Origin of the sequence: Streptomyces sp. ST2-7A (assembly GCF_021390475.1) — a bacterium.
Classification (GTDB): domain Bacteria; phylum Actinomycetota; class Actinomycetes; order Streptomycetales; family Streptomycetaceae; genus Streptomyces.
Genome location: NZ_JAJUWS010000049.1, coordinates 23,605 through 47,463, shown reverse-complemented (window position 1 = coordinate 47,463; position 23,859 = coordinate 23,605). Strand labels below are relative to the sequence as shown.

Below are 23,859 nucleotides of genomic sequence, written 5' to 3'. Positions count from 1 at the left end.
GCTTCGCTCCGCGAAGACGACGCGCCGTCGCTACGCGACGGATACATCGCGATGCTCCGCATCGCTGACACTACGTCACTCCGTGACGTAAGCCGGCCACTTCGTGGCCGGCTGAGATCCCGCTCCGCGGTCTCTCAGGGGAGTTCGCTCCGCGAACTCCTGCAGCTAGCTGCAGCGGTGAGGGTGCGTCAGGGCTGCTTGGGTTTGCGGGAATCACGCGGGTGCGGATACGGGTCGCGCTCTGGGCGAGGGACGCTCCCTCTGAACCTGAGTGTCTCCCCCCTGCTGGAGGGGAGTCTCCACACAGTAGCACTTCCTGGGTGCTTCCTTAGTGGAGTTGCGAGCAGAAAAGTTACGGGATCTCTGAGAATCCGGGGTGCTCCTCTTCCGGAGGAATGGCGTCTGCTTCGCGGAGGATGCTCTGGATCAACTGGCTTCTGTTCTGGGAAAGTTGGCCGTTCTTCTGGGCGGTGCGAGTCTTGCAGAGCCAGGGGCCGATCATCACGCGCTCTCCGTCAACGTCGATCCCCTCCCGGGCGCCAGGAGGACGGCCGTGCCGTTCCACGAAGGCGCGCAGCAGAGTGGCTGTCTGCTCGAAGGAGCGGCGTTTCCTGGTTCTGGGGGTGCTGGGTGTGGCGGGGGTGGTGGTCTTCGTCGTGGTCAGGGTGATGTGGTTGGGGGTGAGGCCGAGGCGGGCCAGGAGGTGGCGTTGGCCGTCGTCGAGAGTGCTCCAGGTGGTGAGTTGGCGGTGCAGCCAGGTGCCAGCTTTCACGCCGTCAATCACGGTGTCGCGGCGCAGAGTTGCGGGGTCGTGTCCGGTCTGGAGGTGGCGGGCCAGCAGGTGGTATTTGCGGTGCCAGTCGGGTCCGTGCGGGAGGAGCCAGTCGGGGTCGAGGGCGGTCAGACGTGTGTGGCGGGGCTTGGGGAGCCGGCCTTTGCGGGCGAGGCCGCGTTGGTCGACGAGGAACTGGCCGCCGGGATCCTGGGCAGGGATGGCGAGGTGGCCGTGTTCGGCATGGAAGGCCTCGATGAGGGTCATGTTGCCCTCGAAGGCGGCTTCGTGCTCGTCCCAGATCATGCCGAGTGCGTCGAGTTCAGCAATCCAGTCGGCAGTCAGGGTGCCTCGGCGGTGGGCGGTGCGCTGGCCTGCGATGAAGGCTCCCAGGCGGTAGCCGTAGGCGTCGGTGTAGTCGACCGGAACCTTCAGGTGGCCGTGTTCTGTGTGGTAGCGGGTGGCGGCGGCCAGGCCGGCGCGGCGGGGTGCGGAGAGCACCGCGCCGGTGGAGGGCCAGGCCAGCAGGTCCATCGCTTGGGCGATCGCGTAGGGGGCGAGGGTGAAGTCAAAGCGGAATCGGCGGGTGATCAGGCGGTGGGTGGCACTGTCCAGGCGGTGCGCGGTGGTCTTGCGTGGGGCGCGGGCGGCGATGGTCTGGTCGTGGTGGCGCAGTGCTGCAGTGATCAACCAGAGAGCTTCGTAGGGGGTGTCGAGGAGGTCGGTGGGGTCGGAGTCGGGTGGGGTGTAAGCGGGAATGACCAGGCTCGCGGTCTTCACTTTGGTGGTGGGGGGTTTGCGCAGGGCGCGGCCAAGGGCCTGGACGATCCGGCGCACGCTCTCGGTGCGTGAGGCGAAGACGATCGCGTCGACGGCCGGCAGGTCGATCCCCTCGGATAGGACCTGGGCGTTGGTGATCACCGCGCGGTCGGCGTTCGCGAAGTTGTCGAGGAGTTTCGCGCGCTGGTCAGGTGTGTGGTTGCCGTTGATCGACGAGACGGACAGGGTGCCGGCCCAGGAGGGGCGCTGCTCGGGTGGGAGGGTGCGCAGGGTGTGGGGGAACTGGCGGGCGAAGTCCGCGGCGTCGGCGACCTGCTGGAAGTAGACGATCACATGCTTGAGGTCGTGCTCGGTCATCGCTTTGAGGACCGCCAGGTGCAGAGCGGTCGTCCGGCGCGCGGTCGGGGCGAAGCCGGTGTGCGCGCCGCCGGGGTCGGTCAGGACCATGCGCAGGTCGGTATCGGTGATAGTGGGGACGAGGAGCTGGTAGTCGGCCAGGACGCCGTCCTCGATCGCCTGGGCGTGGGTGTAGGTGTGCAGGCGGGGGCCGAACACCTTCACATCGTCCATCGAGGCGATCAGGGACGGGGACTCCCAGGCCGGTGCGGTCGACGCGGTCCGCTTCGGGCGCGGGCGGGCATCCGGGGCCTCAGCCAGGCGCGGCGCCTCCCATTCATACGGCGTCGCGGTCAGATACAGACGGCGATCCGTGCGGATCCGGGAGGAGTCATGGATCACCGTCCATTCCTTGTCCCAACTGCCCGCGGTGCGGTGCGCCTCATCCACGATCGCGAGATCGAAGACCGGAGCCGGGAAGACCGAGTGCTGGATCTCCTCGATCCGCCGAAGCGAGTCGAGGGTCACGAACACGGTCGCCGACTCGTTCTTCTTGGCACGCTGGGCCAGCCAGTACGCCAGGTACTCCCCCGACCCCGTGGACACCGCCCCTGCCTCGGCCAGCACGGGATGCTTGTGTGCCTCGAGTGAGGACACGGCCATCAACGGCTCACGCCGGCCATCCGCACGGGCGGCTCGGGCCCACTGGCCGATCAAATCCCTCGACGGCACCACCACCAGCAGAAACCGGGTATCGAGAGCCTCGGCCGTCCGCAGCGCGATCAGCGTCTTCCCCGTGCCACACGCGGATACCATGTGCCCCCGCGAACCCGGCTTCCTCAGACCGCGTACCCCACTGTCCACCGCCGCCTGCTGATCGGAGCGCAGCGTACGGCGGACGGGCGGGAAGATGCCGGCCCTGGGCGTGCAGGTGTCCGGGACGACAGAGCTGGGATCGGTGGCCATCAGGTGCTCCTTGGGAGAATCGGCTGACCGCCGCGGGGCAGAGGGGAGGTCACTGGTAGAGGAAGTCCGCTCCCCACACCTGGAGTCCGTCGACCAGGGCAACGGCGGTGTCCGCCGCTTCCCGGAGCTCCGCGGCTGTGCACGCGTCGTAAATGGCGTTGGTCGCCCTTGAGTTGTGGTACTCCGCAGCGAGCCGACGGAAGGTGACCGAGGGACGGAAAACAGTATCCGCCGACGCTTCTTCATCCACGAGCTCCGCGGGAAGCCCGCAATACGTCTCCGAAGTGATGAAGCATGCCCAGTCGACCAGTTTGCGTGTCGACCACACATCGTCGACGACGCGGTCGAGGAGCAGCGGACGGCAGTGGGGGTCAGGGCATTCGTCCACGGTCGCGTAGAACAACTCGTCCAGCAGGACGGTGTCGGCCCTGGTCACAAGGTCCGGATGCAACTCGGACAGCGGCGCGAACTGCCGCTGCCGATGGCGGACCGTGGCCGCATTGTGTACATGGTCAGCGCCGATCGCCATTCTTTCCACGGCCTCCTTCAGCAGGCTCATTTCCCGGTATCACAGTTCATCGTCGCGCGCTCTGGGTGCACAGCGGCCGCAAAACAGCGAACACGCAGGCGGATGCCTCAGGGTGATGCAGGACCGGGCTGAGGCTGGGCGGGCATTGGTTGGCTGGCCGCGGGCGTGGCGGTCTGTTCGGCGAGTTTGCGATAGCCCGTCGCGGTGAGAGCACGCCAGGCACGGTAGAAGCCGAAGGCGGTAGCCAGGCCGAAAACGGTGGTGGCGCAGAGGATGAGCAGGCGGTGTTCGAAGGAGTAGCGCAGCATGGCCAGGTCCGCGGTGAGAGTCAGGGCCAGGGTGTTAAGTGTCCATCCACGGCAGATCCGCATACGGGAGCGCGCGTAGTCTGCGCGGGCGGCCAGGGCCGGGAAGTCGGACAGGCTTAAGCGCGCTTGGGCGTAAGCGGTGTTGGAGGGGAAGAAGCGGGTGCGCAGCCGACGGCGGTGCGGCGTGAGGGCGGTATCGGCTGCCCGGTCGATGAGGATGCCCAGGGCGTAGGCGGCGGCGAGCGCTGCTCCGACCACCGCGGACGAGCCCGCTAGGGGGGCGAGTTTGGCCGTGGTAGCTGGGCCGATCAGAGCAACGAGGAGGAGCACGGCTGCGGTGAGCGCGCCGATGCCGACCACGAGGACCTCGATGAACATCGCGGTGGCGGCCGCGAGGGCCGGCGGCTCGGGCTGTGTTGGGCCCGTCATAGGGCGACTCCCCAGATCTGGGCCATGTCGGTGATCATGCTGTCTGGTAGCTCGCTGTTCTTCCAGGCGATGTGCAGGCCGAAGCGGGAACGGATCTGGGATAGCCGTTCAAAGATGATCAGGCTTTCTGGTTGGCTGGCCAGCAGGTAGCGGCCGTGCTTGAGGAAGAGGGCGCTGGTGGGTCCGTACTCGGTGTAGGCACGTTCGAGACGCTCGCGGAAGCGTTCGGTGAACTGGGTGAGTTGCTCGCTGTAGGCGGTGGTGTCGTCGATGGTCTGGGAGAGGGTGTCGATGACTTCGTGGGACAGGTCGGTGCTGTAGGGGTGGTCAGTGAAGGTGCGGTAGATCTGTTCGGCCGTGTTGAGGAGGTGGTTGCTGCGTGCAAGGTCAGGGTGCTGTGCCATGGCTTCTACCCCCCGTTCGACCTCGAGGTCGAATAGTTCGACCAGGGCAATCAGACGGTACAGCGAGCGTCTGACATCGGGGGGTGGGGTGACGCCGGGCTTATACAGGAGCTTGTGGGACATGCGTGACCACAAGTCGACTGCCTCGGTGCGTAGTTGGATCTCACAGTCGTACGGGTTGCCGTCGGGGTCTTCTTCCCCGCCGACCATGACGGCTTGCACGTGCAGGCGGGGGTAACGCAGGCGGTCCTCGTCGCCGGGAGTGTCCCGGTCGTCCTCTACCCACCGGACGTCGAGGCAGTCTTTGATCATTTCTAGGGCGGGGTCGAGCAGACCTCTGTGGGGCACGATGACGCGTACGCCGGCCTTGTCGGTGATTTCCTTCCAGGGGTCGGTGTAGCCCTTGCGGTACATCTTCGTGTTGAAGCTGCTGACCTCCTTGGCGCGGGCGGTCACCTCGCAGGCGATCCCGCGGAGGGCGGTGTGATGCTCCAGGTGTGCCTTGGTCGCCTCGGCTGCCTTTTCGATGCGGGGTCGTTCGTGTTGATAGCGCTGGAAGGCCTCATCGGCGCTCAGGGGCACGGCTGACCCAGCCAAGCGTTGGGGAGGGTGCCGCGGAACATCACGCCTGGGCCGGTGGGAGCGCGTGTCCGTTGTGGGCAGGCGTGGCTTGTTTGGGGAGGGCGTGGATTGTCTCGAATCCAGGAAGTGTCTCGGCCTGGGTGGGCAGCTCAGGGCGCTGAGTGGGTGGTTTGGGAGGGCGGCCCGCTGCTGCTCCGCTGCTGGTCTTGGTGATGGTCGAGGTGACTGTCACTGTCGTCCGGCCGTCGCCGAGGTCCTCTACTTGGATGGTTCCGTCCTGCATGGCTTCTACCGGGGCGACGAGGAAGGCACCGTTGGACAGGTCCACCCGCATTTTCTGGAGCCTGTTACTGATGAGTTCGGTGTTCTTCTCGAAGGTGCCGATAGGGACGTCGTTTTCGGCGAGGAATGCGGCAAGGTCGGCCTGGTGCGCGTCGCGCAAGTGGGTGCGGATGAACTCCGTGGGGTCCAGTGTCGGGGTAGGGCTCTGGAGTTCCACCATAGTGGCCAGGACGTAGTTCATACGGGTGTCTGAGTCCGTGCAGCGGCTGTTGACCCAGTTCATCGCGGTGTCATGGAAACGGCGGGTCAGTTCCCTGGGGTCGTTTTGATGCCGACAGCCCAGGAACTTCTCGAGGAAGAAGCGGGCAACGTCCTTGCCCGATGTCTGGGGGTCTGCAGCCCATCCCTGAAGCCCTGATTCAGCCAGCCCCTCTTCGGAGAAGAGGGCTACTTTGTACACCTTGGATTTCTGGGTGAGCAGGAGGTCATCGAGGTACTGCATGGCGAAGGTGCGCAGGCCGTCGGTGACGATCTCGTTGGTCTGCATGCCGGTCTCGTGCTCGAGTTTGACCATCAGCAGCGCCTGCTGGCTGTCCAGGCGTGCGGAGGCGACCAAGAGAAGCCCGGCCGGGTTGTTTCCTCCTTGGCTATCGCGCAGTGCGTGTGCCAGCTCCCCGGAGACTTGGACGAGGTCCTGTTCAGCGCCAAGGAAGGCGCGGACCGCGTCGGGCAGGGGGGACTTGAGTTCCGGGTCCTCAATGACCTCGCGCCCCAGACGGGCGAAGACGTCACGCAGTTTGCCCTGGAGTTCGTAGCGCACGTCTTCGTCCAGGCGGCAGAACGTCTGGCTGAGCTGGAGTGGAAAGAGCTCCTCGCCTTGAGCGCGCCTGGGCACTACGTGGACGATGGCCTGGTCCACGACGAGGTCCCCGAAGTCGGTCCGCACTGCCCACCCCACGCATCCCGCCCGCACCCCCGTAGGCCGGACGCCGTCTCGCCAGACCCAGTCCGGAGCGGAGCCAGCCCCGTCCCGTGGCGTACGTCTGTGCGACATCACCTGGCCCGGGGCAGGGCAGGCCCGTTCTGGGCCTGTCCGTGTCACGTGCCACCAATCGTGCCGCTCATCGTAACGGAGCGTACGAAGGCCATGGCAGGGATACCGGGAGTGGTGGCTGAACTTCGCCGGTGCGATGCAGCGTGCCGACGGGCTTGGTACTCGTACGCCGCCCTCCGACGTGTCCACTTGCGGCCGTGCATGATTTCCTTCGGTTCCAGGGGTGGCGTCGCACATGCGCTGGCGCCGGTTGTAGGGGGTTGGAAGTGACGCATGCACCGCAGGACATCGTCGACCTGCCGCGCAGGATGAAGCATCTGGCGGTCGATCGTCGCAGCTATCCGGTGATCGCAACGGTGGACCGTGGCCCGCAGAAGGTGGACTTCGGATCCATCAGCGAGCGGCGGAAGCTGGCCTTGGCCGCGTTCGACTGGTGTGCGGTGTGCGGGCTGCCCTTTGGTGATGAACTGCGCTGGCAGATGGTCTTCCAGGAGAAACCGCTGCCTGCGACGGTCATCAGCGGCGAGGCACCGGTGCACGAGGTCTGCGCACTGTATGCGGCACAGGTATGCCCGTATCTGTTCTCGCCTCGCTCACGGCTGGGAGACGAGGCCCGCAAAGGCATGGTGCGCGATACCGTGGTGCGGTTCGCGGGATTCGAATCGACCCACGCAGTGTTCGCCCATGAGTCGGGACTGCAGCCCGGCGTCTACACGCTGCACTTCGAGCACCGTGGCCAGGCGGATGAGTTCTCCTACCGCAAGGCCGGCGAGATCCGAGAACGGTTCGCCGAGGCCTTGGCGGGTGAACAGGAGCTGCCCGTCAGCAACTGGGAGAACGTGCTCGTGCGGCTGTTCAACCGGATCGACGACGGGGGCGAGGGAGATGTGGTCACGGGCGCGGCACTCGCTGCGGGGGCGGCCTTCGCCAAGGACATCTTCAAACTGCAGGGGCTGAAGGCCTTCCGGGGCAAGAGCTACCCCACCGTTGCCGGACTGCTGTTGAAGGGGACCGAGCAGGAGATCCGCGAGTTCTCCGCTGCTTCGCAGGACGAGGCTTTCAGCGCGGTCGGCCCGTGGGTGCTCGAACGTGCCGGGAGCTTTCCCGTTCCGCTGCAACGCTGGCGCAGCCGCGGGCAGGGCACGGTCAGCCACAGCCGGCCTCAGGTGCCGGACGGCCCCGGACGCAGCGTCGCCAGGAACGCGCCCTGCCCGTGCGGGTCAGGGCGCAAGGCCCGCCGATGCCACCCCGCGGGAAGCCCCGCCAACTGACAGTGCCTTCAGGGGGAAGGACAGACACGGTGCCAGTGCGCCAGGTACTCCCCCGTGCGCCTACGCGAACCGCTCCCCATGTTGCGGGCTGCGGATGTTTGCCAGGGTCGAGGAGGGGAGGGCTGTCAGCGGCTCGCCGCGGCCGTCCGCACGGACTGCCGCTGCCCACTTGCCGATCACCAGGCTCGGTGCCGCCGCCAGCAGGTGGTTGGCGCCAGGGGCTTCGGCTGGACACGGCGTGGTGTGATATCGCGGCGCAACTCGGAACAGAGGGCGGTGTAGCAGAAGCAGGGCCCCTGCTACACCTCGGTAGGCCGCCGACGGCAAAGTGCTGGTGGGTGGTGCTTTGCGTCTCGTGGAGCACGGTTGTTATTCCGGTTCGTGGGAGATCTGTCAGTGGTGTCCTTCAGACTGGGAAGCCCTGTACGCGTGGGGAGCGGACGAGGCGAGGGGCGGTATGGATCAATCGCGACAGTGGTGGCGGAGCGTTCTGTCCAGCGACTGGACTGTGTTCGCTCTACCCGAGGATCTGGTGCGGGAACGCTATACGGCCCTGTTGGCTGCGTTGGAGGAATTGTCTACCCGCGGCCCGATGTGGACACCGGCTCAGATTCTCGAGCAACTGCGCACCGTGGGGTACCACGATGGGCTGGCCGAGGAGCAGTTGCTGTCGTCGCTTGAGCAACTGGCCAAGTGGGAGCTCGCCAAGCCGTTCAGGGACTATGCGGCACCGGTGCGCAACTATCGCGGGGTGATCTCGCGGCAGGAGGCCTGGGCGTTGACGCTACGGGGCCGGGCGCTGGTGGCCGCCGTACGGGCAGCGGTGCTGGACTCCCGTCGTGCACTGCAGCTGCCGAGCCGGCTGCTGGACGGTGTCGAGCAGACGGTCCGCCGGATGCTGGAGCATTTCAAGAGTGATCCTGGGCTGCTGACGGGTGATCTCGATGATGTGCGGACCCGGATCGACGAACTCCAACGCGTGACGGCCGACTTCTACGGTGCACTGGCGCAGATGGTCCAGTCCGATGTCACTGACGACGACGTGTTCGGCAAGAACCGGGACCGGGTGCTCGAGGCGCTGCGGCAGTTCCCGCGGGAGTACGGGCGGGCGCTGCGGCGGGTGGGGGACGCGCTGGCTGCGTTGCGGGAGGTGGGCCACGGTCCGGTCGTGGAAACCGCGGCCGCGCACGCGGGGCTGGTGGATCCGGCCGAGCAGCAGCACTGGGTGGACGAGCGGATGCGTCGCTTGGCCGACTTGGAGGCGTGGTTCACGCCTGACGGGACGGTTTACCGGTTGATCGCTTCGGCGACCGGTGCTGTGCACACGCTCCTGATCGCGATCGACCGGCGGTATGCGGCCAGGAGGCGGGGGGCGGATCTGGGGGCTGACTTCCGCTCTGTGGCGCGTAGCTTGCACCGGCAGGGCGGCGAGGAGCAGGCGCGGCGTGTGTACGGGGCGGCGTTCGGGGACTGGCCGGCGTGGCACGCACAGATCGGGCCAGCCGAGGAGGACGTGGCGCATGCGACGGTGGCGGCAGCCGGGCTCACGGTGCACCGCATAGAGGTGACGCTGCGTGAGCATGAGCGGGTGGGAAGGCCTGGGGGCAGGCCCCGGAAACTGGCGGACACCACCGTGGACCGGGAGGACGCGCTGGCGCGGGCACGCGAGGAGGCGCAGCTGCGCCGCCGGTTTGCCCGGGTGCTGGTGACGCCTGGAGAGGTGGGGCTGGAGCATTTCGCGGGGTTGGCCGCGGATGCTTCGGTGATCTTGCTGCGGGCGGTGGAGGCGGCGCTGCAGGAGTTCGACCCTGCGCTGGGGTTCGGGTCCGCGGTGGCCGAAGGAGCCAACGTCGTGGTGCGGGTACGGCCGGGAGTGGCGGACCGGCAGGTCCGGGTGGAGTTGGCCGAAGGGGTGCTGACCGGCCCGTATCTGCGTATCCGTGTCGATGCGAGCGAGCGGGCCGACGAAGCGATCGCGCGGGGGGCGGCATGAGCGGCGAGGTGCTGGAGGCCGATCTGCGGGATGCGGCCCGGATGCTGGTGGATCGAGGACGGCTTCAGGCCGAGGCAGAGCCGGAGCTGTACCGGGCAGCTGTGAAGGGGCAGGCCGCGCTGGCGGGGCTGTTCCGGTCGGAGCTGGGCTGGACGTTCGAGGTGCTGGAGGTGGCGCAGCTGGTCCGGCTACACAAGCGGCGTGTGGATATCCCTGGTGACCGGGGGCCTTCGGTGGTCCGCGGCGGGGGTCGTCCGGTGCTGCTGTCGCAGGAGGCGCTGGTGCTGGTGTGTCTGGTGTGTGAGCAGTTGTGGCGGCGTCCGCGGTTGAGCGTGCGGGAGTTGATGCAGGCGCTCGCGCAGGTATGTGCGGAGGAGGCCGCCTCGGGTGGGCTGCCGCGGGTGCAGTGGGTGGCCGGGGAGGGGACGCCGAAGCAGGAGGCCCGCTGGCACCGGCAGAATCTGGTGGACGCGTTGCAGGTGCTGGAGGCCGAGGGATCGGTGGAGGCGGACTCCGACCTGGAGCGCGTCGTGGTGGACGAGGACGCTGACCTTGTGGTGACGGCTTCTAGGGACCGGTTGGCGGCGCGGTTCTCGTCGCTGTCCCCCGCGCTGCTCGGCTTGGACGCGCTGCCCCCGCAGGAGCACGCGGCGGCGTTGTCGACCGCTTCGTTGCTCGACCCGGCAGCACCGGAGCCGGACCAGGCGGCGTCGGTGGAGGAACGGCGGCTACAGGCGCTGCGGCGGCTGGTGGACGACCCGGGCGTGGATCCCTTCGACGAGCAGACACCGGGGACGGCGTATCTGCACACGCTGGCCGGCAGGGAGCGGGGGCTGGCGCTACTGGCCGGCTTGGGGCTCGGGGTGACAGTGCGCCGGGACTGGTGGGAGGTCACCGATCCCAGTGGGCTCGGAACCGCGATGGACTTCCCCAACGGGCGGCGGATGGAGCGGCAAGCCGCGCTGGCGCTGCTGGCTCATCTGTCCGAGCGGGACCGGGCCGGTTCGGTGGTACAGGTGGGCGACGTGGTGGGGCTGCTGGAGGAGGTACGGGCAGTGATGCCGAACTGGGCGGCCGGTCACAAGGCGCAGCTTCCCGCGCTGGCGCGGGCAGCGATCGGTGAGCTGGCGGCCGCGCGGCTGCTGGTGCCGGTGGTGGGTGAGACGGAGCAGTGGCAGGCGACGCCGGGAGTGCACCTGTGGCGGGTGCGGGTGGCGCACGCCGCCCGCGGCGCGGCGGGGCCGGAGCCCGGTAGGGCGTTTGGTGCCGAGACGGGTGAGGGGGACATGTGAGGATCGCCGGAAACGGGCCCGTCGGGGCCGGTGACGTCGGGCTGGGGGTGCCGGTCGCGGAGGGCCGGTGGCAGCCCACGCGGGCCGGGGTGGTGAACTCCTGGGCCTGGGCAGAGGAGGAGCTGCTGTTCGGCAACGGGTGGCTGACACTCGCGGGGCCGAACGGGTCGGGGAAGTCCTTGTCGGCGTCGATGCTGGTCACGGTGCTGCTGGACGCGGATGTGTCGCAGACCGCCTTGTCGGTGTCAGGGAAGGCGGCGGGGACGTTGCTGAGCCGGCACACCGACCGGGACGAGCAGCAGGACCGCACGGGGGTGTGGTGGCTGGAGTACGGTCGGCGCGCCGATGGCGGGGCTGTGGAGTATGTGACGACCGGGTTGTGGCTGAGAGCAGTGGGCAAGGCGGTGCACCGGGTCTTCTTCCTGGCGCGGGGGCGGGTCGGGGAGCAGCTGCGGCTGCAGGTGGACCGGGAGCCGGTGCGGATCGGTGACCTCGCAGCACAGTTGGCTGCCTGCCAGGGGCAGGCCTTCACCTCCAGCGCTTCGTCCGCGGCGTCGAACCGGGCTCGGTTGTCGGAGCATCTGCGGGCGGTCGGGGACGAGCACGACTACCGGCGGGCGGTGCGCGAGGAGTTGTTCACGCCGCTGGACGAGGTGCAGTTCGACGCGCTGGTGGGGGTGCTGCGCAGCCTGCGCAGTGTGCGTACGGCGGAGGCGATCTCCGCGGTGGAGATGGGCCGGTTGCTGTCCAGCGCGTTGCCTGCGCTGGACGGTGAGCGGCTGACGGTGATCGCTCAGGCGATGGAGCGGATCTCTGAGCTCGAGGACCAGCTGGAGCGTGCCCGGGCGGAAGAGAAGCTGCTGCAGGGCGCGGAACGGGCGTATCGCCGGTATGTGGAGGCGGTGGCGGTGGTCGAGGCCGCCTCGCTGATCGCAGCGAACACCGGGTTCGACGCTCAGACCAGGCGGGAGCGCCAGGCGAGTGAGGAGGCGCAGCAGGCCGGAGTGCGGGAAGCCGAGGCCGTGGAGCTGCTGGCCGGGACGCGGGCCGAGATCGGGGAGTTGGAGGGGCGGAAGAACGCGGCGGAGGAGGAGCTGCGCGGGCACGCGGGCGCGGTCCTTCCGCAGCGTGAGCAGCGAGCGGTCGAACTGGCCGCTGCCGCCCGCACGGCGGCCAAACGGTCGGACGAGGTCGGCGGCGAGGCTTCCCGGGCTGAGGGCGTCGCCCGGGAGTCGGCGGATGGCGTCCGGTCGGCGCAGGGCGCCGTGTCGGCGGTTTCCGGGCCCTTGCGGGTAGTGGGGGGCCGGCTGGGCGCGGATGCGGCCCTGGAGGGACTGCTCACCCTCGACGAGCGGCTGGTGGCGGCCGAGGCCGCGGCAGTGGCCGCAGGCGTGGTCGACGAGGCGTGCGCGGCACCGCTGGCGTGGGTGGACACCCGGATCTCCCAGATGCGGAAGGTAGAAGCCGCGCTCGGAGACCATGCGACGGCGCAGGGAATGGAAGTCGCGGCGGCGGCCGATCTACGCGAGGCCGAAGCGGTCGAGGAAACGGACCGGGCCACGGCCGACCAGACGAGCAGGACGCGTGCGCGGGCCGAGGACACGCTGCTGGAAGAGATGCGCCAGTGGGCAGACACGGCAGTGGAGTTGCGCGGTCCCGCCCTCGAGCTGCTCGTGCGGGACAGTCGCGGCGACGGGGAGCGGTTGCCCGTCGGGCAGCTGACAGCCGGACTCGCTCAGGTCGCGGGCGAGGCGCGGGCGAGGATCGACGCAGCAGGGCACCATCGGCAGGCAGTCGCGGACCGTGCGGTGGCCGAGCAGGCGGCCGGGGCATGGGAACAGGCACGCACGCTCTGGGAGCAGGAACGCGGCGCGGCCGAGCACGCCTCGCAGGCGTTGCACGGGGCGCAGGAGGAGGCCCGGGAGCAGGACGCGGCCGGGAAGGAGGCCCGGGAGCAGCACCAGGAGACGCACCTACGGCAGGTCGCACAGGCGGAGGCCGCCGTCGCGCAGGCTCAGGAGGCAACGGACGGGGCCGGATCGGCGGCCGTGGCGGCCTGGGAACAGTGGCAGGGCCTGGTCGGCGTGTGGCGGCGCGATGCGGTACTGATTGACGTCGGCATGGTGCCGGAGCCGGCCGGGGACGGGGCCACGGTCGACGCCACGCGAACAGTCGCGCAGATCCAGGTGTCCCTGGAGCGGGCGCACGCAGCGGCCACCGGGCGGCTCCAGCGTGTGGTGGACGCCGCCGACCAGGCGGCGGGATTCGCGCAGGAAACGGTCCGTGACCTGGAGCAGCAGCTGGAGCGGGCCCAGCAGGCGGCGCCGGTGCCACCTGCACCGCTGTGGCGCAGCCGGCAGCCCGTGGACGGCACCCCGTTGTGGGCGCTGGTGGACTTCGCCGGACACCTGACGGACGAGGCCAGAGATCGCCTCGAGGGTGCTCTGCTGGTCAGTGGCCTGCTGGACGCCCTGGTGCGTGCCGACGGGCAGGCGGTGGCAGGGGATGTGACCCTGCGACCTGGAGCTGCGGCGGCGTCGGGGACGAGTCTGGCGGACGTACTCCGGCCCGACGCGCAGGGCCGGATCGCCCCCGAGCGGGTCCACCAGCTGCTGCGGTCGATTCCCCTGGATCCGTCGGCGGGCGATCAGGTCACGATCGCGGTGGCGACCGCGGTCGCACCGGCCGGCTACCAGGCGCGGTTCATCGGGCGAAGTGCCCGCGAACGCGCCCGGCTCCGGCACGTAGCCGACCTGGAGCAGCAACTCGACCAGGCGCAGGGGGCATTGCACCGGGCACGCGAGGAGACTGCGCGTGCTCGCGCCCGGGTGAACGCCGCCGCGATGGAGCGGGACCGGTTCCCCTCCCCCGCCGGGTGGGAACAGGCCAGCGAGAGGTGGCAGGGCCTTCTCCGGGCGCTGCAGGAGACCCGCAACCGGTCCGCTCAGGACATCCGCCTGGCCGAACGCGGGCTGGCGCAGGCACTGCACGCCCTGGACGCGGCTGCCGCGCGGCGCCGCAGCGCGCTGGAGATGCTGGCCCAGGAGGCACGGCACACCGAACAGGTGGCGGCCGCGGCACTGGCCGCAGCCCGGACGGCTGAAGGTGTTGCACGGGAAACGGCCGGGACCGCGGCCGCCAGCCACGCCCGGTGGGAGCAGGCGAAGGATGCCCAGGCCCACGCCGATGCCGAGCAGGCCGGTTTCCCGTCGCCGGATCAGGTCCTCTCGGCCCAGCAGCAGGAGGACGACGCGACCGAGCAGCTGCAGCACTCCATCAGGCGCACGGCCGACGCGCGCGAGCGGCACCGCCGGGCCGGCGAGGCCGTGCGTCAGGCGCTGCGGGCGTTGAACCGGGCAGCCGACGCGGGCGGCGGCACCGTGCTGCCCACGGATCCGAAGGCGGCCGGCGCCCACCGCGAGGACACCACCTTGATGTTCCGGCAGGTCGAGGCCTGGCGGGGCGCCGCAGCGCGGGTGATCGACCTCGCGGGACGGGCACGCCAGGACGCGGCAACCGCCGAACGCTGGCGGACCCTGGCGGACGACGCCGCCCGGGAGGCAGAGCAAACCGCCGTGGACGCGGGGCGCGAGAAGGCGGCTGTCGAGGAGATGCGGCGCCTGCACGGCGCCGAGTACGAGGAGCTGAGCGCCTCGCTGCAGGAGGTCACCGGTGCGCTCGACCGCGCCCGGGCACGGGTGGAGGAGCTGCAGCGCGCCAAGGAAGAGGCTGCTGCTGACGCGGCGTCGGCCCGGGCGCGGCTGGATGAGGTCGCACCGCTGCGCCAGGCGGCCGAGGAGCACCGCGATGCCTGCCTTACCCAATTGGGCCGGCTCGTCGACGAGGGCCTGGCCATGGTCGGCGAGGACATCTCCACCGGGCCGGAGGGCCGGCCCGCGAACCTGACCGCGGGACTGGCCTGGGCCAGGCACCTGCTGGCCGACCGCCCCACCGGGCCAGGCGCGGGAGTGGGGGCGGACCGGCTCGCCGCAGCATCCCGGGCCCGGGACGCTGCGCTGAAGACCCTCGAGGGCGCCGCCCGCACCGCCAACAGCGCACTGGCCCGGTTCAACCGCCAGGTCATCCTCACCAACATATCGGGCACCGGTTGGCAGCGTGCCGAGGTCGCCGACCCGGCCGCCGCTCGCGGCCAGGACCTGCGCGCAGCGGTGGAGGCACTGCGCGCGGCAGTCGCCCAGCTGGAGCAAGACCTGCGCGCCGACATCAAGAAGGCCATCAAGACCAGCATGTTCGCCCAGCTGCAGCGCGACGTTCAGGTCCGCCAGGATCTCGCGCAGCAACTGGTGCAGCAGATCGGCCAGACCCTGGCGGACGTGCGTACCGGGGTGGCCCGGGTGGGCGTGAAGGTCGAGTGGTCGGTACGCAAGGACGCGGACGCGAAGGCCATGGTGGAACTGGTGAACAGTCCCCCATCGGACGAGATGTTCGAGCGAATGTATGACGTGCTGCGGCAGCGGATGGACGAGTCCGTCGGGGACACGTGGGCGGACCGGGTCGCGCACACCTTCGATTACCGGGCCTGGCACGAGTGGACGATCTCGGTGACACACTCCTCGTTCAGCGACGGGGATGGTGACCGCTTCAAGGAGGTCAAGCCGCGTGGCATGAACCCGCTGGAGACGTTGTCGACCGGGGAACGGCGCCTGGCCACGATGCTGCCCCTGCTGGCGGCCGCGTGGTCGATGTACAGCGGGGAGTACCGCGGGCCGCGGCTGCTGTCGATCGACGAACTGGATGCGGCGTTCGACGACGTGAACCTTCGGCAGATGCTGGGACTGCTGCGCCGGTGGGAGTTCGACGTGCTGGCGACCGCGCCCTCGATGACCCCGGTGATCAAGAAAGAGGCCGGGCAGGTCGTCATTCACCAGGTCATCACCAGCGGGAAGCACCGTGTGACGGTGCCGTGGCTGTGGCAGGGCCACGGGGAGGCGCAGCCGCTGACGCTGGACCTCGGTCTGGGCTTCGACGGCGGGATGGGCGGCTGATGGGCACGACATGGGAATGGGTCGCGGGCGATGAGGCGCTGGCCCCGCTGTGGGCCGCCGTACACGACCGGTTGTGTGCTGGGACGGATCCGGCGGCCGTGGCGAGTGTGCGGGTGACCGGGCTGCCACCGGCGGGGGTAGCGGCGTTGCGGGCGTGGCTGGACGACGCGGGCCGACTGCGGCGCGGCACTTCCGCGGTGGTGGTGGACGCCCGCGGGGCGCGAGTGCCGGTGCGAGCACTGTGCCAAGTGCTGCGGCTGGAACCTCAGGACTTGGTGACTGTGGTGGAGCAGGCTGTGGGACGGCCGGTGATCAACCGCGTGCGGCAGCGCGTGAGCGAGGCGGCGCTACGCCAGGATGTGTGGCAGTACGCGGCCGCACAGCTGCCGGCGTGTCCGGGGCTGGTCGCACGGATGCGCGCCGCCGGGATCGGCGTCGACGAAGGCACAGGGGTGCGCAAGCTGGTCGATGCCCTCGCCGCCGTGGCGACACGGCTGCCGATCGACCCGCCGGTCTCGCTGCCCAAGCTCGCCCACGACACTGCTGGTGACCCCCACTTCTTCGACCTCGACACCCTCGCCGGCAGCCGACTCGTCACACTGGTCGCCGAACTGACGGGCCAGGTGGAGCCAACACGGCCGGACCGGATCCGCGCCCTGCTCGAGCAGAGCGGAGTGGTCCCTGACCGGCTCACCGCCACCGTGCTGCTCCACCACGTCCAGGCCATCGGCGACGGACCGGTCGACCGGCGCCTACGCGACGCCGTCGCCCCGGTCGCGCTGCACCTGTTCGACCTGACCCGCACTCCCCCACGTCTGGACCCGACCCAGACGGTCACCGTGGTGGAGAACCCCTCCGTCCTCGAATCCGCCCTCGCCCGCGGCCACACCACGCCGCTGGCGTGCACCAGCGGACAGTTGCGCGCCGTCGACCACGCCCTGCTGCAACTCGCCGTCGACCAGGGCGTAGCACTGCAGTACGCAGGCGACATGGACGGGCCAGGCCTCGGCATCGCACACACTGTCACCCGTCTGTACGGCGCCAGGCTCGTCGCCATGGACCTGGCCACACTCCACGACGCCGGCACCCACCCGTCCGCAGTGCTGCTGGGCCCGCTCACCGACGAAGACATCGACCTGCAGCTCGCCCGTGCACTGCGCGACATGGGACGGGTAGTGTTCCAAGAACATGACGCCGTTCTGGACCGTCTCCTCCCGCCCTCCTCCATCTAGGTGGCCAGTCCGGATCGGGATCGTTGTCCGGCGCACGGGTGTGCACGTGCTTCGGCACATGAGACCGTGCAGCGAATCTAAGCCTCTACAGCGGTTCAGGCGGCGAAGCCGATGTTGGTGACGTACTCGTACTGGCCCCACTGCGAGCCGAGGTCGACGATCTGCTCGATCCAGGCGTCGCCTAGGGCCCGGTCGTCGCCGGTGGACCAGGCGTCGATGATGGCCTCCCAATGGCGGATGTTGAGGGTGCGGAATTCCACGACCCGCTGGTGGGCGGTACGTACGCCGGACTGGTTGAGCGGGTGGATCTCGACGCGGGTGCCCCGGCCAGCGCGGTTGAGGCGCGCCAGTAGGTAGCGGGCGACGTTGTGGCGGCGGACCGTGCGGTAGGCAGCTTCGACCCGGGCGAGGTTCTGCCTGGTGGGATTGCGGGTGCCGGCCAGCCATGCCTTCAGGGTGCGATCGGTGACGGTCAGGCCCGCGTCGTAGGCGGCGGCGCGGGCGTGAGGGGTGCGGGTGAGGTAGTGCAGACGGGCCATAAGGCCGCGCCGGGTGGTGACAGGAGAAGTGATGAAGTCGGCGAGGGCGTCGAGTCGGCGGGCGACGGCCTCGTGGCCCTTGATGCCTTGGGCGCCGTACTTGCCGAAATCGATGGTGCGATCGGGCACGTGAACTCCTGGCCTGTCAGTTCTCGTCGGTCTGTCCGGCAGCAGCCGGGTCTGCGGGCTCGGCGCCGACGGCGTACACGTCCTTGACCTTCACCTCGGAAACTCCACGGCCTTCCGGGAAGACACGCCGCCAGTCGCCGACGACGTGGAGTTCGTCGGTGCCCATCACGCGGACGACCGTCAGGCCGGCGTCGTGTGCCTTGAGGGCTTTGGCCCAGAGGTTGGCGAAGGCCTGCGACCGGATCAGGTGCATCCAGTCGGGGCGGTACAGCTCCCGGTTGTAGTTCGACTCCCCCATCGTGGAGACGAACTTCGAGTACATCGCCTTCACGTACTCCAGCGTCACCTCGTCGTCGGCGGCGATCGCGGTGTCGCGGGCGTCCTTGAGAGTGATGCGGAACTTCTCCAGCAGGCTCTCCGTCGCCCCTGAGGTGAACGACTCGTGGATCTCGGGGGGTTCGCACAGGCCGTACTTCGGGCCGGACAGGCGCAGCAGCAGGCGCAGGGTGGGTTCGGTGACCCACAGGGGGCCGGGTTCGTCACGGTTGCCGATCGGGTTGGGCAGGTACGCGCCGTGCTCCCATGCGGGCGGGTTGATCAGGTGGACGCCGGCGCGGCGGCGGTCGTGCATGTTGCCGGTGGTGTGCTCCAGTTGGCCGAGTGGAAGGTGCGTCTTGAGCGCGCTGAGATAGGCGCCGTTGATGTCCAGGGCCGTCACCTCGTGTCGGCCTGCGGGAAGTTCGGGGCGGCTCCACTTGGGGCGGGCCTCCCAGATCTGGTCGGCGCCGCGCGCGGACTGCTTGCGCAGGATGTCCGGGATCCAGGGGTGGGCGACGACGGCGTAGCGGCCGCCCCTGCGGGTCTCGTCCAGCAGGGCCATCGCATCCGGGATCGCCCGCTTGACCAGCGCTGCGGTCGCCGCCTCCACATCGCCCTCGTGCGCCTCGAGCGCCTCGGCCACGGCCGCCGCGGTCGGGCCGGACGGGTCGGCGTCGGACGCGGTCGGCGCACGGCGGCCCGCGGGCACGGCCTTTACCGGCTTCGCCGTGCGGCCCTCCGACCGTTTGGCGGGGGTGTCGGGTACGGGGGCTGTGCTGGCGCACTGGGCGGGGTCGAGGTGCTGGGGAAAACCGGCGACCTGGTGGCGGGCCGGCTGCCCGCACAGGACACACGGCTCAGGCGCGGCCAGAGCTTCGACGTCGTCCATGTCGTCGTCTGCGGCCGGCCCGGGTGCCGGAGACGTTGTGTTCTCGTCCAACGCGGGCGGGGGCGCGGGGGCTTCGTCTGCGGGCTGCGGGGCGGGGGGTGCGAGTTTCGCGGCCAGGCCGTCCAAGAGGTAGGCGTACTTCGTCCTGAGCTCCCCAGACGGGTCCCGGCCGGTCTCCCACCCTGTGACCGTGGAGGGGCTCACTCCGAGAGTCCTGGCCAGCTGGGCCTTCGACAGGCCGGCCCGCTCACGCAGCCCGCGGCGTACCCGCGCTTCGGGGAGCGCGGACTGGGGGGTGAGAGAGGCGAGCAGCGAGTCGATCGCGTCGAAGTCGCTCATCGATCCGCCCTCTCAGATGTAGGTGACGGGGTTACGGGACAGGTGCGGGCTCGGCGTGGGCCGGCCCACCCGCGCATCGCCGCGCAGCAGGTCGCCCTCGAGGGCATAGCGGTCCCCGTGCTTGGAGATCCCGGTGATCCTCGCGACCGCGAGTACCGTGCCCTCAGTGTTGATGATCTGCACCTCGTCCTGGGACAGAGCCCGGTCGGCGTTGAACTTCCAGATGCCGCGCCCTGCCTGCCAGGCTTCGTCCTCGGACATACCGGGACGCCATCCGATCGTGACGCGTCCCAGCCCGTCGCCGGTGTCAGCGGGCCGCTCGGCTCCCAGCTGGATCTGCAGCACCCCGTCCACCCTCCCACTAGCGAACTCTTTAACTTGTTGCAAAGTTATCAGCGACTGGGAGACTTCGCAACAAGTTGAAGAGTTATCGGACTGATCGACGGACCGACGAGCCCACCGCCGCCCAGGCAACCAAGGAGACACATGGCCAAGGCCCACGCCGAGGTACTGCGCGGCGTCCGCGAGGGCACCTGCACCCCGTGCGGCACACCCCGCGCCGAGCTGGTCCGCCTGCGGTTCACCCCCGACGCGAACATCCGCCGCAGCAGCGAATGCGGCGGCGAGACCCCACTGGGGATCCTCGTCTCCGCCCCACCGAGCGAAGTCACTCACCCCGGCGTGGGTCGATGGAGGCGGCGGGGGTGATGGGGACGACAGGTGTCACGGCCCTGCTCAGCGCGGTGGGGCGATGGGCTCTGTGGGGTCGTGCGCCCAGAAGGCGGCGGTGACGCGCTGGACGAGGAGGGACTGGTCGCTCGGCGGGTCATCATCGCTGTCCACGGCGTGCGGCACGAGGACCCTGGTGCGGGCCACACGCCGTACGTCTTGTGCCATGAGCGGGCGCAGGACGTTGACGAGTTGTGTGGCGGTGCAGTTGGGGTCCGGCAGCACGATGGCGTCGAGGTCGCGGGGCAACGGGTTGTAACTCCTGTATACGCAGCGGATGACCGGCTGGTCGTGTGCGTACCGCCCTGCCGGCGGGTCGCCCTCCAGGAGGATCGCTGCGTCGAGCATGTCCACCGCCAGCTGTATGCCGAACTTCTGGGCCTCGTCCCTCGTGGCCAGTACGACCGCGACACGGCGCAGCCGGAGCCGTTCGATGATCTGCGCGGTTGCGTTGGCTTCGGTGGACCATTGCCGCGGACGCCGCGAGGCGGGGTTTCTGCGGACGCGGACCACCTCCAGCTGGCAGGGCGCCAGCAGGTCTTCGTCCTCCAGCGCCTGCCGGCTCGTCGGGACGATGTGACTCCCGAAGATCTTTTGTGCAGGCATGTGAACCGCCCAGTCCACGTCGCGCGCCTTGAGTCCGGGTGCCATCTGGCGGGGGATGCGTGGAGTGGCCGTCAGATAGATGCGCCGCCGGGCCAGGATGCGGTCGTCGTAGTGGATGCCGGCATAGGGGTGTTCCGGCGTGATGATGCCCTCTGCCGTGCGGTGCGCTTCTTCGACGACGAGGTGTCCCCAGGCAGGCAGGTCGTGGCGACGGTGGCTGTCGGCGACCAGCCGGGCATCTGCGTAGCGGGCGAACACCAGCGCTCCGGGCGGCTGCTGTCTGATCCAGTCGGCCAGATCGGCAGCGCTCGACAGACGGGCACCGCCGTGCGGGCCGAAGCCCAGGCCCGCCTGCGTCCTGTCGCCCACTTTCCGCCAGGTGGCGGCGACTTTGCGGAGGTAGAGCACATCCGGGCCGAGGATCAGGCAGGTTTCCGGGGCGAGTTCAAGCACGGCGGACGCGATGGTGGTGGTCTTGCCTGCTCCGGCGGGCATGCTGATCAGCGTCCGGTGGCCGCCCCCGCCGAAGATCATCGGGGCCAGGCCCGGTGGCGGCTCGCTCTCGGCCGTCCAAAACACGGGGTCGTGCGCACCCACCAACGCGGCAATGTCCTGGAGAGCCGGTTCCTCCCCAGCCGCGGGATTGCTCGTGACGACAGCGGGGGTCTGTGCTGATGGAAGCGGTGCCAACGGCGTCTGTGCGCGCTGGGAAGCCGGTGTCCACTCCATGGCCAGTGCGTCCAAGGATGCGATCTCCTCGCTGCTGAGGGCACCTTGGCGGGCCTGGGCACGCAGGTCGGTGATCCATGGGCCGAGCGGGAAGCGTCGATCGCCTTCGCCGGCGTGGAAGTCGGGCGGGACCTGCAAGTGGTGGTGCTGGCGGTAGAAGTGCCGGGCGGCGCGCAGGCCGCCTGCGAAGTGGTTGGTGGGGGTGCGACGGAGCGCCAGGGCCAGCGGGCTCTCCTTGAACGGCAGTGCCGCCAGTTGCTGGCGCTGTTCCTTGGCCAGGGTGGGGAACATGTCGAACTGTCGGTCGAGCCAGCGGGTTACGTGGTCTGCGTCGCCGGGCAGAGGGCCGGGGGTGATAAGCGGCGGCGACGTGCTGTCGCGGACCCGCGCCAGAGTGCGCTGCCACGCGTCGGACCAGTGGGGGTTCCACCAGCGGTCGATGTCACGCAGGGCGCGCCGATAGGGGTCGGGCAGGGTGCCTGCGTCGTCCTGGCCGCGCTGCTGCAGGAGCCACTGCGCGAGAGGGCGGCGCTGATAGGTCTCCTGCGCGTCGTGGGGAAGGAGGTGGCCGTGCTCGCGTGCGTAGGCCTGCGCGGTTTCGAGGAAGGCCTCAGTGCTGGCCGGGTCGTGGCGCCAGGTGATGTTGAAGGTGGCCAGTGCGGCGACGCGTGCCGCAGGCAGGTGTCCGGCGGCTTTGAGGGCGCGCTGATAGCCGAGCCAGCAGCCGAGATGAAACCCGTCGTCGGTGATGTGATTGCTGGGGACGTCGAGGTGTCCGTGTTCGGCCTGGAAGGCCCGGGCGGCGGCCATCCCGGCGTCCCAGATGTCCGGTTCGGGCTCCATGATGCGCAGCATCAGGTGGGGGGCGATCTCCACGGCGCGGGCGGGGCGGACGGCGTAGTCGGGGGTAGAGATGAGCAGGCGGCGGCCGCTGATCGGCAGGCGGTAGAAATAGTGCTCGTCGTAAGCCCGCAGCGCGATCATGACCTGGTGGAGCAGGTGGTAGGGCGTGCCGAAGGTTGCCTCCTCGGGGCGCTGCCCGGGACCGAACAAAACGGGGATGATCAAGGTGGAGACCTTGTTCATGCCGGGGCCGATACGCAGGGCCCGTCCGATGGCCTGGATGATGTCGATGGTGGACTGCTTGGGGTCGGCGAACAGTACGGAGTCGGCCAGCGGGAAGTCGACGCCTTCGACGCACAGGCGGACGTTGCACAGGACGCGGAGCTCGGCGAGCGAGCCTTCGGGCCCCGCGGTGGGGGCCTGCCCGAAGTGGCTCATGCGCTCGCGTCGCACTGTCCTTGACTGTTTCGAGTGGACGCTGGACACCCACAGGCCGTCGGCATGCCCTCCGGGGATGACGGCGGCGGTCTGCGGGAGGGTTTCGGCGAGGGCTTCGCACTGCGCGATGCTGCGGCTGAAGGAGACCGCCCGCTGAATGTAGTGATCCTCGCGGGCTTTGAGCAGGGCCAGTTGGGCTGCGGCGACCCGCGCAGCATCGGCCTGCGGGGTGCGGCCGCCCCGCTTGGTGCGGCTTGTCAGGAAGGCGCGCAGCTGCGGGTGGTGGATCTCGGGGGCCGCGATGCGGTAGTCGGCGAGTCTGCCTTCGTGGATGGCCTCGGCCAGGGAGTAGCGGTAGGCGACGGTGCCGTAGAGCGATACATCGTCCATGGAGGCGATCGGTTCGGTGACGACGCCCCGGTTGACGTCCCAGATGCGGGGTGTGGCGGTGAGGTAAAGGCGGTGGCGGGCGGGGATGGCGTCGTCGTCGTGGATGACGCCCCAAGCCTTGCTGCGGGCTCCGGCGGTGCGGTGGGCTTCATCGACGATGGCGATGTCCCAGCGGGGCAGTTGATGGTCACGGTGGGCCAGGCGGAGCTTCTTCAGCGCGGCGTAGGTGGCGAAGACGTTGACCGGACCGTCGGCGTCTCGCACGGCCTGGGCCAGGCGCGCCGGGTCGCTTGTCATGGTGAGGATGCCGTCGAGGACGGGCTCGCTGGTCTGCGGGTCGGAGCAGACACCGAGGTAGCGGCCCGGGCGGCCGGCGGTGTACCAGACGCGGGCGGTCTGGTTCAGCAGCTCCAGGGTGGGCAGCAGGGTCAGGCTGTGACTGTTGGCGGTGATCTCGTGGGCGATGTGGACGGCGAGGTGGGTCTTGCCGGTACCGCACGGCATGATCACCTGCTGTCGTGTGCGTCCCATCGCGAACGCGTTGAGCACACAGTCCGCGGCATCACGCTGACGGGTCCACAGCTTGCTGGACAGGCGTCCGCCGGGAAGATCAAGCTGCACGGGCCAACTCCGCAGTTCTGGCAGGTCAGTGGGTCTGCCAGAAGACTGCGCAG

15 protein-coding genes are annotated in these 23,859 nt (G+C 69.5%); 6 read left to right on the top strand and 9 right to left on the bottom strand.

Annotated elements, in window-relative coordinates; translation table 11 throughout:
- Positions 1 to 352: 352 nt before the first annotated feature.
- From LZF96_RS23200 to LZF96_RS23180, 5 genes are all read right to left on the bottom strand, one after another.
- Positions 353 to 2,854, bottom strand: a complete 2,502-nt coding sequence (locus LZF96_RS23200; protein ID WP_233876217.1) for a DEAD/DEAH box helicase — start codon at positions 2,852 to 2,854, stop codon at positions 353 to 355.
- A 49-nt stretch (positions 2,855 to 2,903) separates the two neighbouring features.
- Complete coding sequence (locus LZF96_RS23195) at positions 2,904 to 3,413, bottom strand: hypothetical protein (RefSeq protein WP_233876215.1); 510 nt, start codon at positions 3,411 to 3,413, stop codon at positions 2,904 to 2,906.
- Between the two features lie 77 nt (positions 3,414 to 3,490).
- Positions 3,491 to 4,120, bottom strand: a complete 630-nt coding sequence (locus LZF96_RS23190) for a hypothetical protein (RefSeq protein WP_233876213.1) — start codon at positions 4,118 to 4,120, stop codon at positions 3,491 to 3,493.
- Positions 4,117 to 5,106 carry a hypothetical protein gene (locus LZF96_RS23185; RefSeq protein ID WP_233876211.1) on the bottom strand — a complete coding sequence of 330 codons (990 nt, stop codon included), beginning with the start codon at positions 5,104 to 5,106 and terminating at the stop codon, positions 4,117 to 4,119. The genes LZF96_RS23190 and LZF96_RS23185 overlap by 4 nt, the downstream gene beginning before the upstream one ends.
- A 40-nt stretch (positions 5,107 to 5,146) precedes the next feature.
- Positions 5,147 to 6,307, bottom strand: a complete 1,161-nt coding sequence (locus tag LZF96_RS23180) for a nucleoid-associated protein (RefSeq protein WP_233876209.1) — start codon at positions 6,305 to 6,307, stop codon at positions 5,147 to 5,149.
- A 401-nt stretch (positions 6,308 to 6,708) separates the two neighbouring features.
- Here LZF96_RS23180 and LZF96_RS27180 point away from each other — a divergent pair, with 401 nt between their 5' ends.
- The 5 genes from LZF96_RS27180 (at position 6,709) to LZF96_RS23155 (ending at position 17,236) form a co-directional block, all read left to right on the top strand.
- The gene (locus LZF96_RS27180) at positions 6,709 to 7,713 is read left to right on the top strand and encodes an SEC-C metal-binding domain-containing protein (protein WP_233876207.1); all 1,005 of its coding nucleotides are present in this window, start codon (positions 6,709 to 6,711) and stop codon (positions 7,711 to 7,713) included.
- 457 nt (positions 7,714 to 8,170) lie between these two features.
- The gene (locus LZF96_RS23170; RefSeq protein ID WP_233876205.1) at positions 8,171 to 9,706 is read left to right on the top strand and encodes a DUF2397 family protein; all 1,536 of its coding nucleotides are present in this window, start codon (positions 8,171 to 8,173) and stop codon (positions 9,704 to 9,706) included.
- Positions 9,703 to 10,998 (top strand): TIGR02678 family protein, encoded by a 1,296-nt coding sequence (locus tag LZF96_RS23165; RefSeq protein ID WP_233876203.1) that lies wholly within the window; start codon positions 9,703 to 9,705, stop codon positions 10,996 to 10,998. The genes LZF96_RS23170 and LZF96_RS23165 overlap by 4 nt, the downstream gene beginning before the upstream one ends.
- Positions 10,995 to 16,004: an SbcC/MukB-like Walker B domain-containing protein gene (locus LZF96_RS27175; RefSeq protein WP_308294271.1), complete on the top strand. Its 5,010-nt coding sequence runs from the start codon at positions 10,995 to 10,997 to the stop codon at positions 16,002 to 16,004. The genes LZF96_RS23165 and LZF96_RS27175 overlap by 4 nt, the downstream gene beginning before the upstream one ends.
- A complete protein-coding gene (locus LZF96_RS23155; protein WP_233876201.1) occupies positions 16,004 to 17,236 on the top strand; it encodes a DUF2399 domain-containing protein in 1,233 nt (410 codons plus the stop codon). The genes LZF96_RS27175 and LZF96_RS23155 overlap by 1 nt, the downstream gene beginning before the upstream one ends.
- A gap of 95 nt (positions 17,237 to 17,331) precedes the next feature.
- Here the strand turns inward: LZF96_RS23155 and LZF96_RS23150 are convergent, their stop codons facing one another.
- From LZF96_RS23150 to LZF96_RS23140, 3 genes are read right to left on the bottom strand one after another with little or no spacing between them, the layout of a single operon-like run.
- Positions 17,332 to 17,904, bottom strand: coding sequence for a transcriptional regulator (locus LZF96_RS23150; RefSeq protein WP_233876199.1), 573 nt, complete (start codon positions 17,902 to 17,904; stop codon positions 17,332 to 17,334).
- 16 nt (positions 17,905 to 17,920) lie between these two features.
- Complete coding sequence (locus LZF96_RS23145; protein ID WP_233876197.1) at positions 17,921 to 19,450, bottom strand: helix-turn-helix transcriptional regulator; 1,530 nt, start codon at positions 19,448 to 19,450, stop codon at positions 17,921 to 17,923.
- 12 nt (positions 19,451 to 19,462) lie between these two features.
- Complete coding sequence (locus tag LZF96_RS23140) at positions 19,463 to 19,795, bottom strand: hypothetical protein (RefSeq protein ID WP_233876195.1); 333 nt, start codon at positions 19,793 to 19,795, stop codon at positions 19,463 to 19,465.
- Between the two features lie 141 nt (positions 19,796 to 19,936).
- Here LZF96_RS23140 and LZF96_RS23135 point away from each other — a divergent pair, with 141 nt between their 5' ends.
- Entirely contained in the window at positions 19,937 to 20,158 is a 222-nt protein-coding gene (locus tag LZF96_RS23135; RefSeq protein WP_233876193.1) for a hypothetical protein, read from the top strand.
- 27 nt (positions 20,159 to 20,185) lie between these two features.
- On the opposite strand, the gene LZF96_RS23130 is transcribed toward LZF96_RS23135, so the two are convergent.
- A complete protein-coding gene (locus tag LZF96_RS23130) occupies positions 20,186 to 23,806 on the bottom strand; it encodes a Helicase associated domain protein (RefSeq protein ID WP_233876191.1) in 3,621 nt (1,206 codons plus the stop codon).
- Positions 23,807 to 23,859: the final 53 nt, after the last annotated feature.

Bases quoted from the DNA above. Each gene is read 5' to 3' on its own strand.
- LZF96_RS23200 (WP_233876217.1), bottom strand. From the start codon at position 2,854: ATGGCCACCGATCCCAGCTCTGTCGTCCCGGACACCTGCACGCCCAGG.
- LZF96_RS23195 (WP_233876215.1), bottom strand. From the start codon at position 3,413: ATGAGCCTGCTGAAGGAGGCCGTGGAAAGAATGGCGATCGGCGCTGAC.
- LZF96_RS23190 (WP_233876213.1), bottom strand. From the start codon at position 4,120: ATGACGGGCCCAACACAGCCCGAGCCGCCGGCCCTCGCGGCCGCCACC.
- LZF96_RS23170 (WP_233876205.1), top strand. From the start codon at position 8,171: ATGGATCAATCGCGACAGTGGTGGCGGAGCGTTCTGTCCAGCGACTGG.
- LZF96_RS23165 (WP_233876203.1), top strand. From the start codon at position 9,703: ATGAGCGGCGAGGTGCTGGAGGCCGATCTGCGGGATGCGGCCCGGATG.
- LZF96_RS23155 (WP_233876201.1), top strand. From the start codon at position 16,004: ATGGGCACGACATGGGAATGGGTCGCGGGCGATGAGGCGCTGGCCCCG.
- LZF96_RS23145 (WP_233876197.1), bottom strand. From the start codon at position 19,450: ATGAGCGACTTCGACGCGATCGACTCGCTGCTCGCCTCTCTCACCCCC.
- LZF96_RS23135 (WP_233876193.1), top strand. From the start codon at position 19,937: ATGGCCAAGGCCCACGCCGAGGTACTGCGCGGCGTCCGCGAGGGCACC.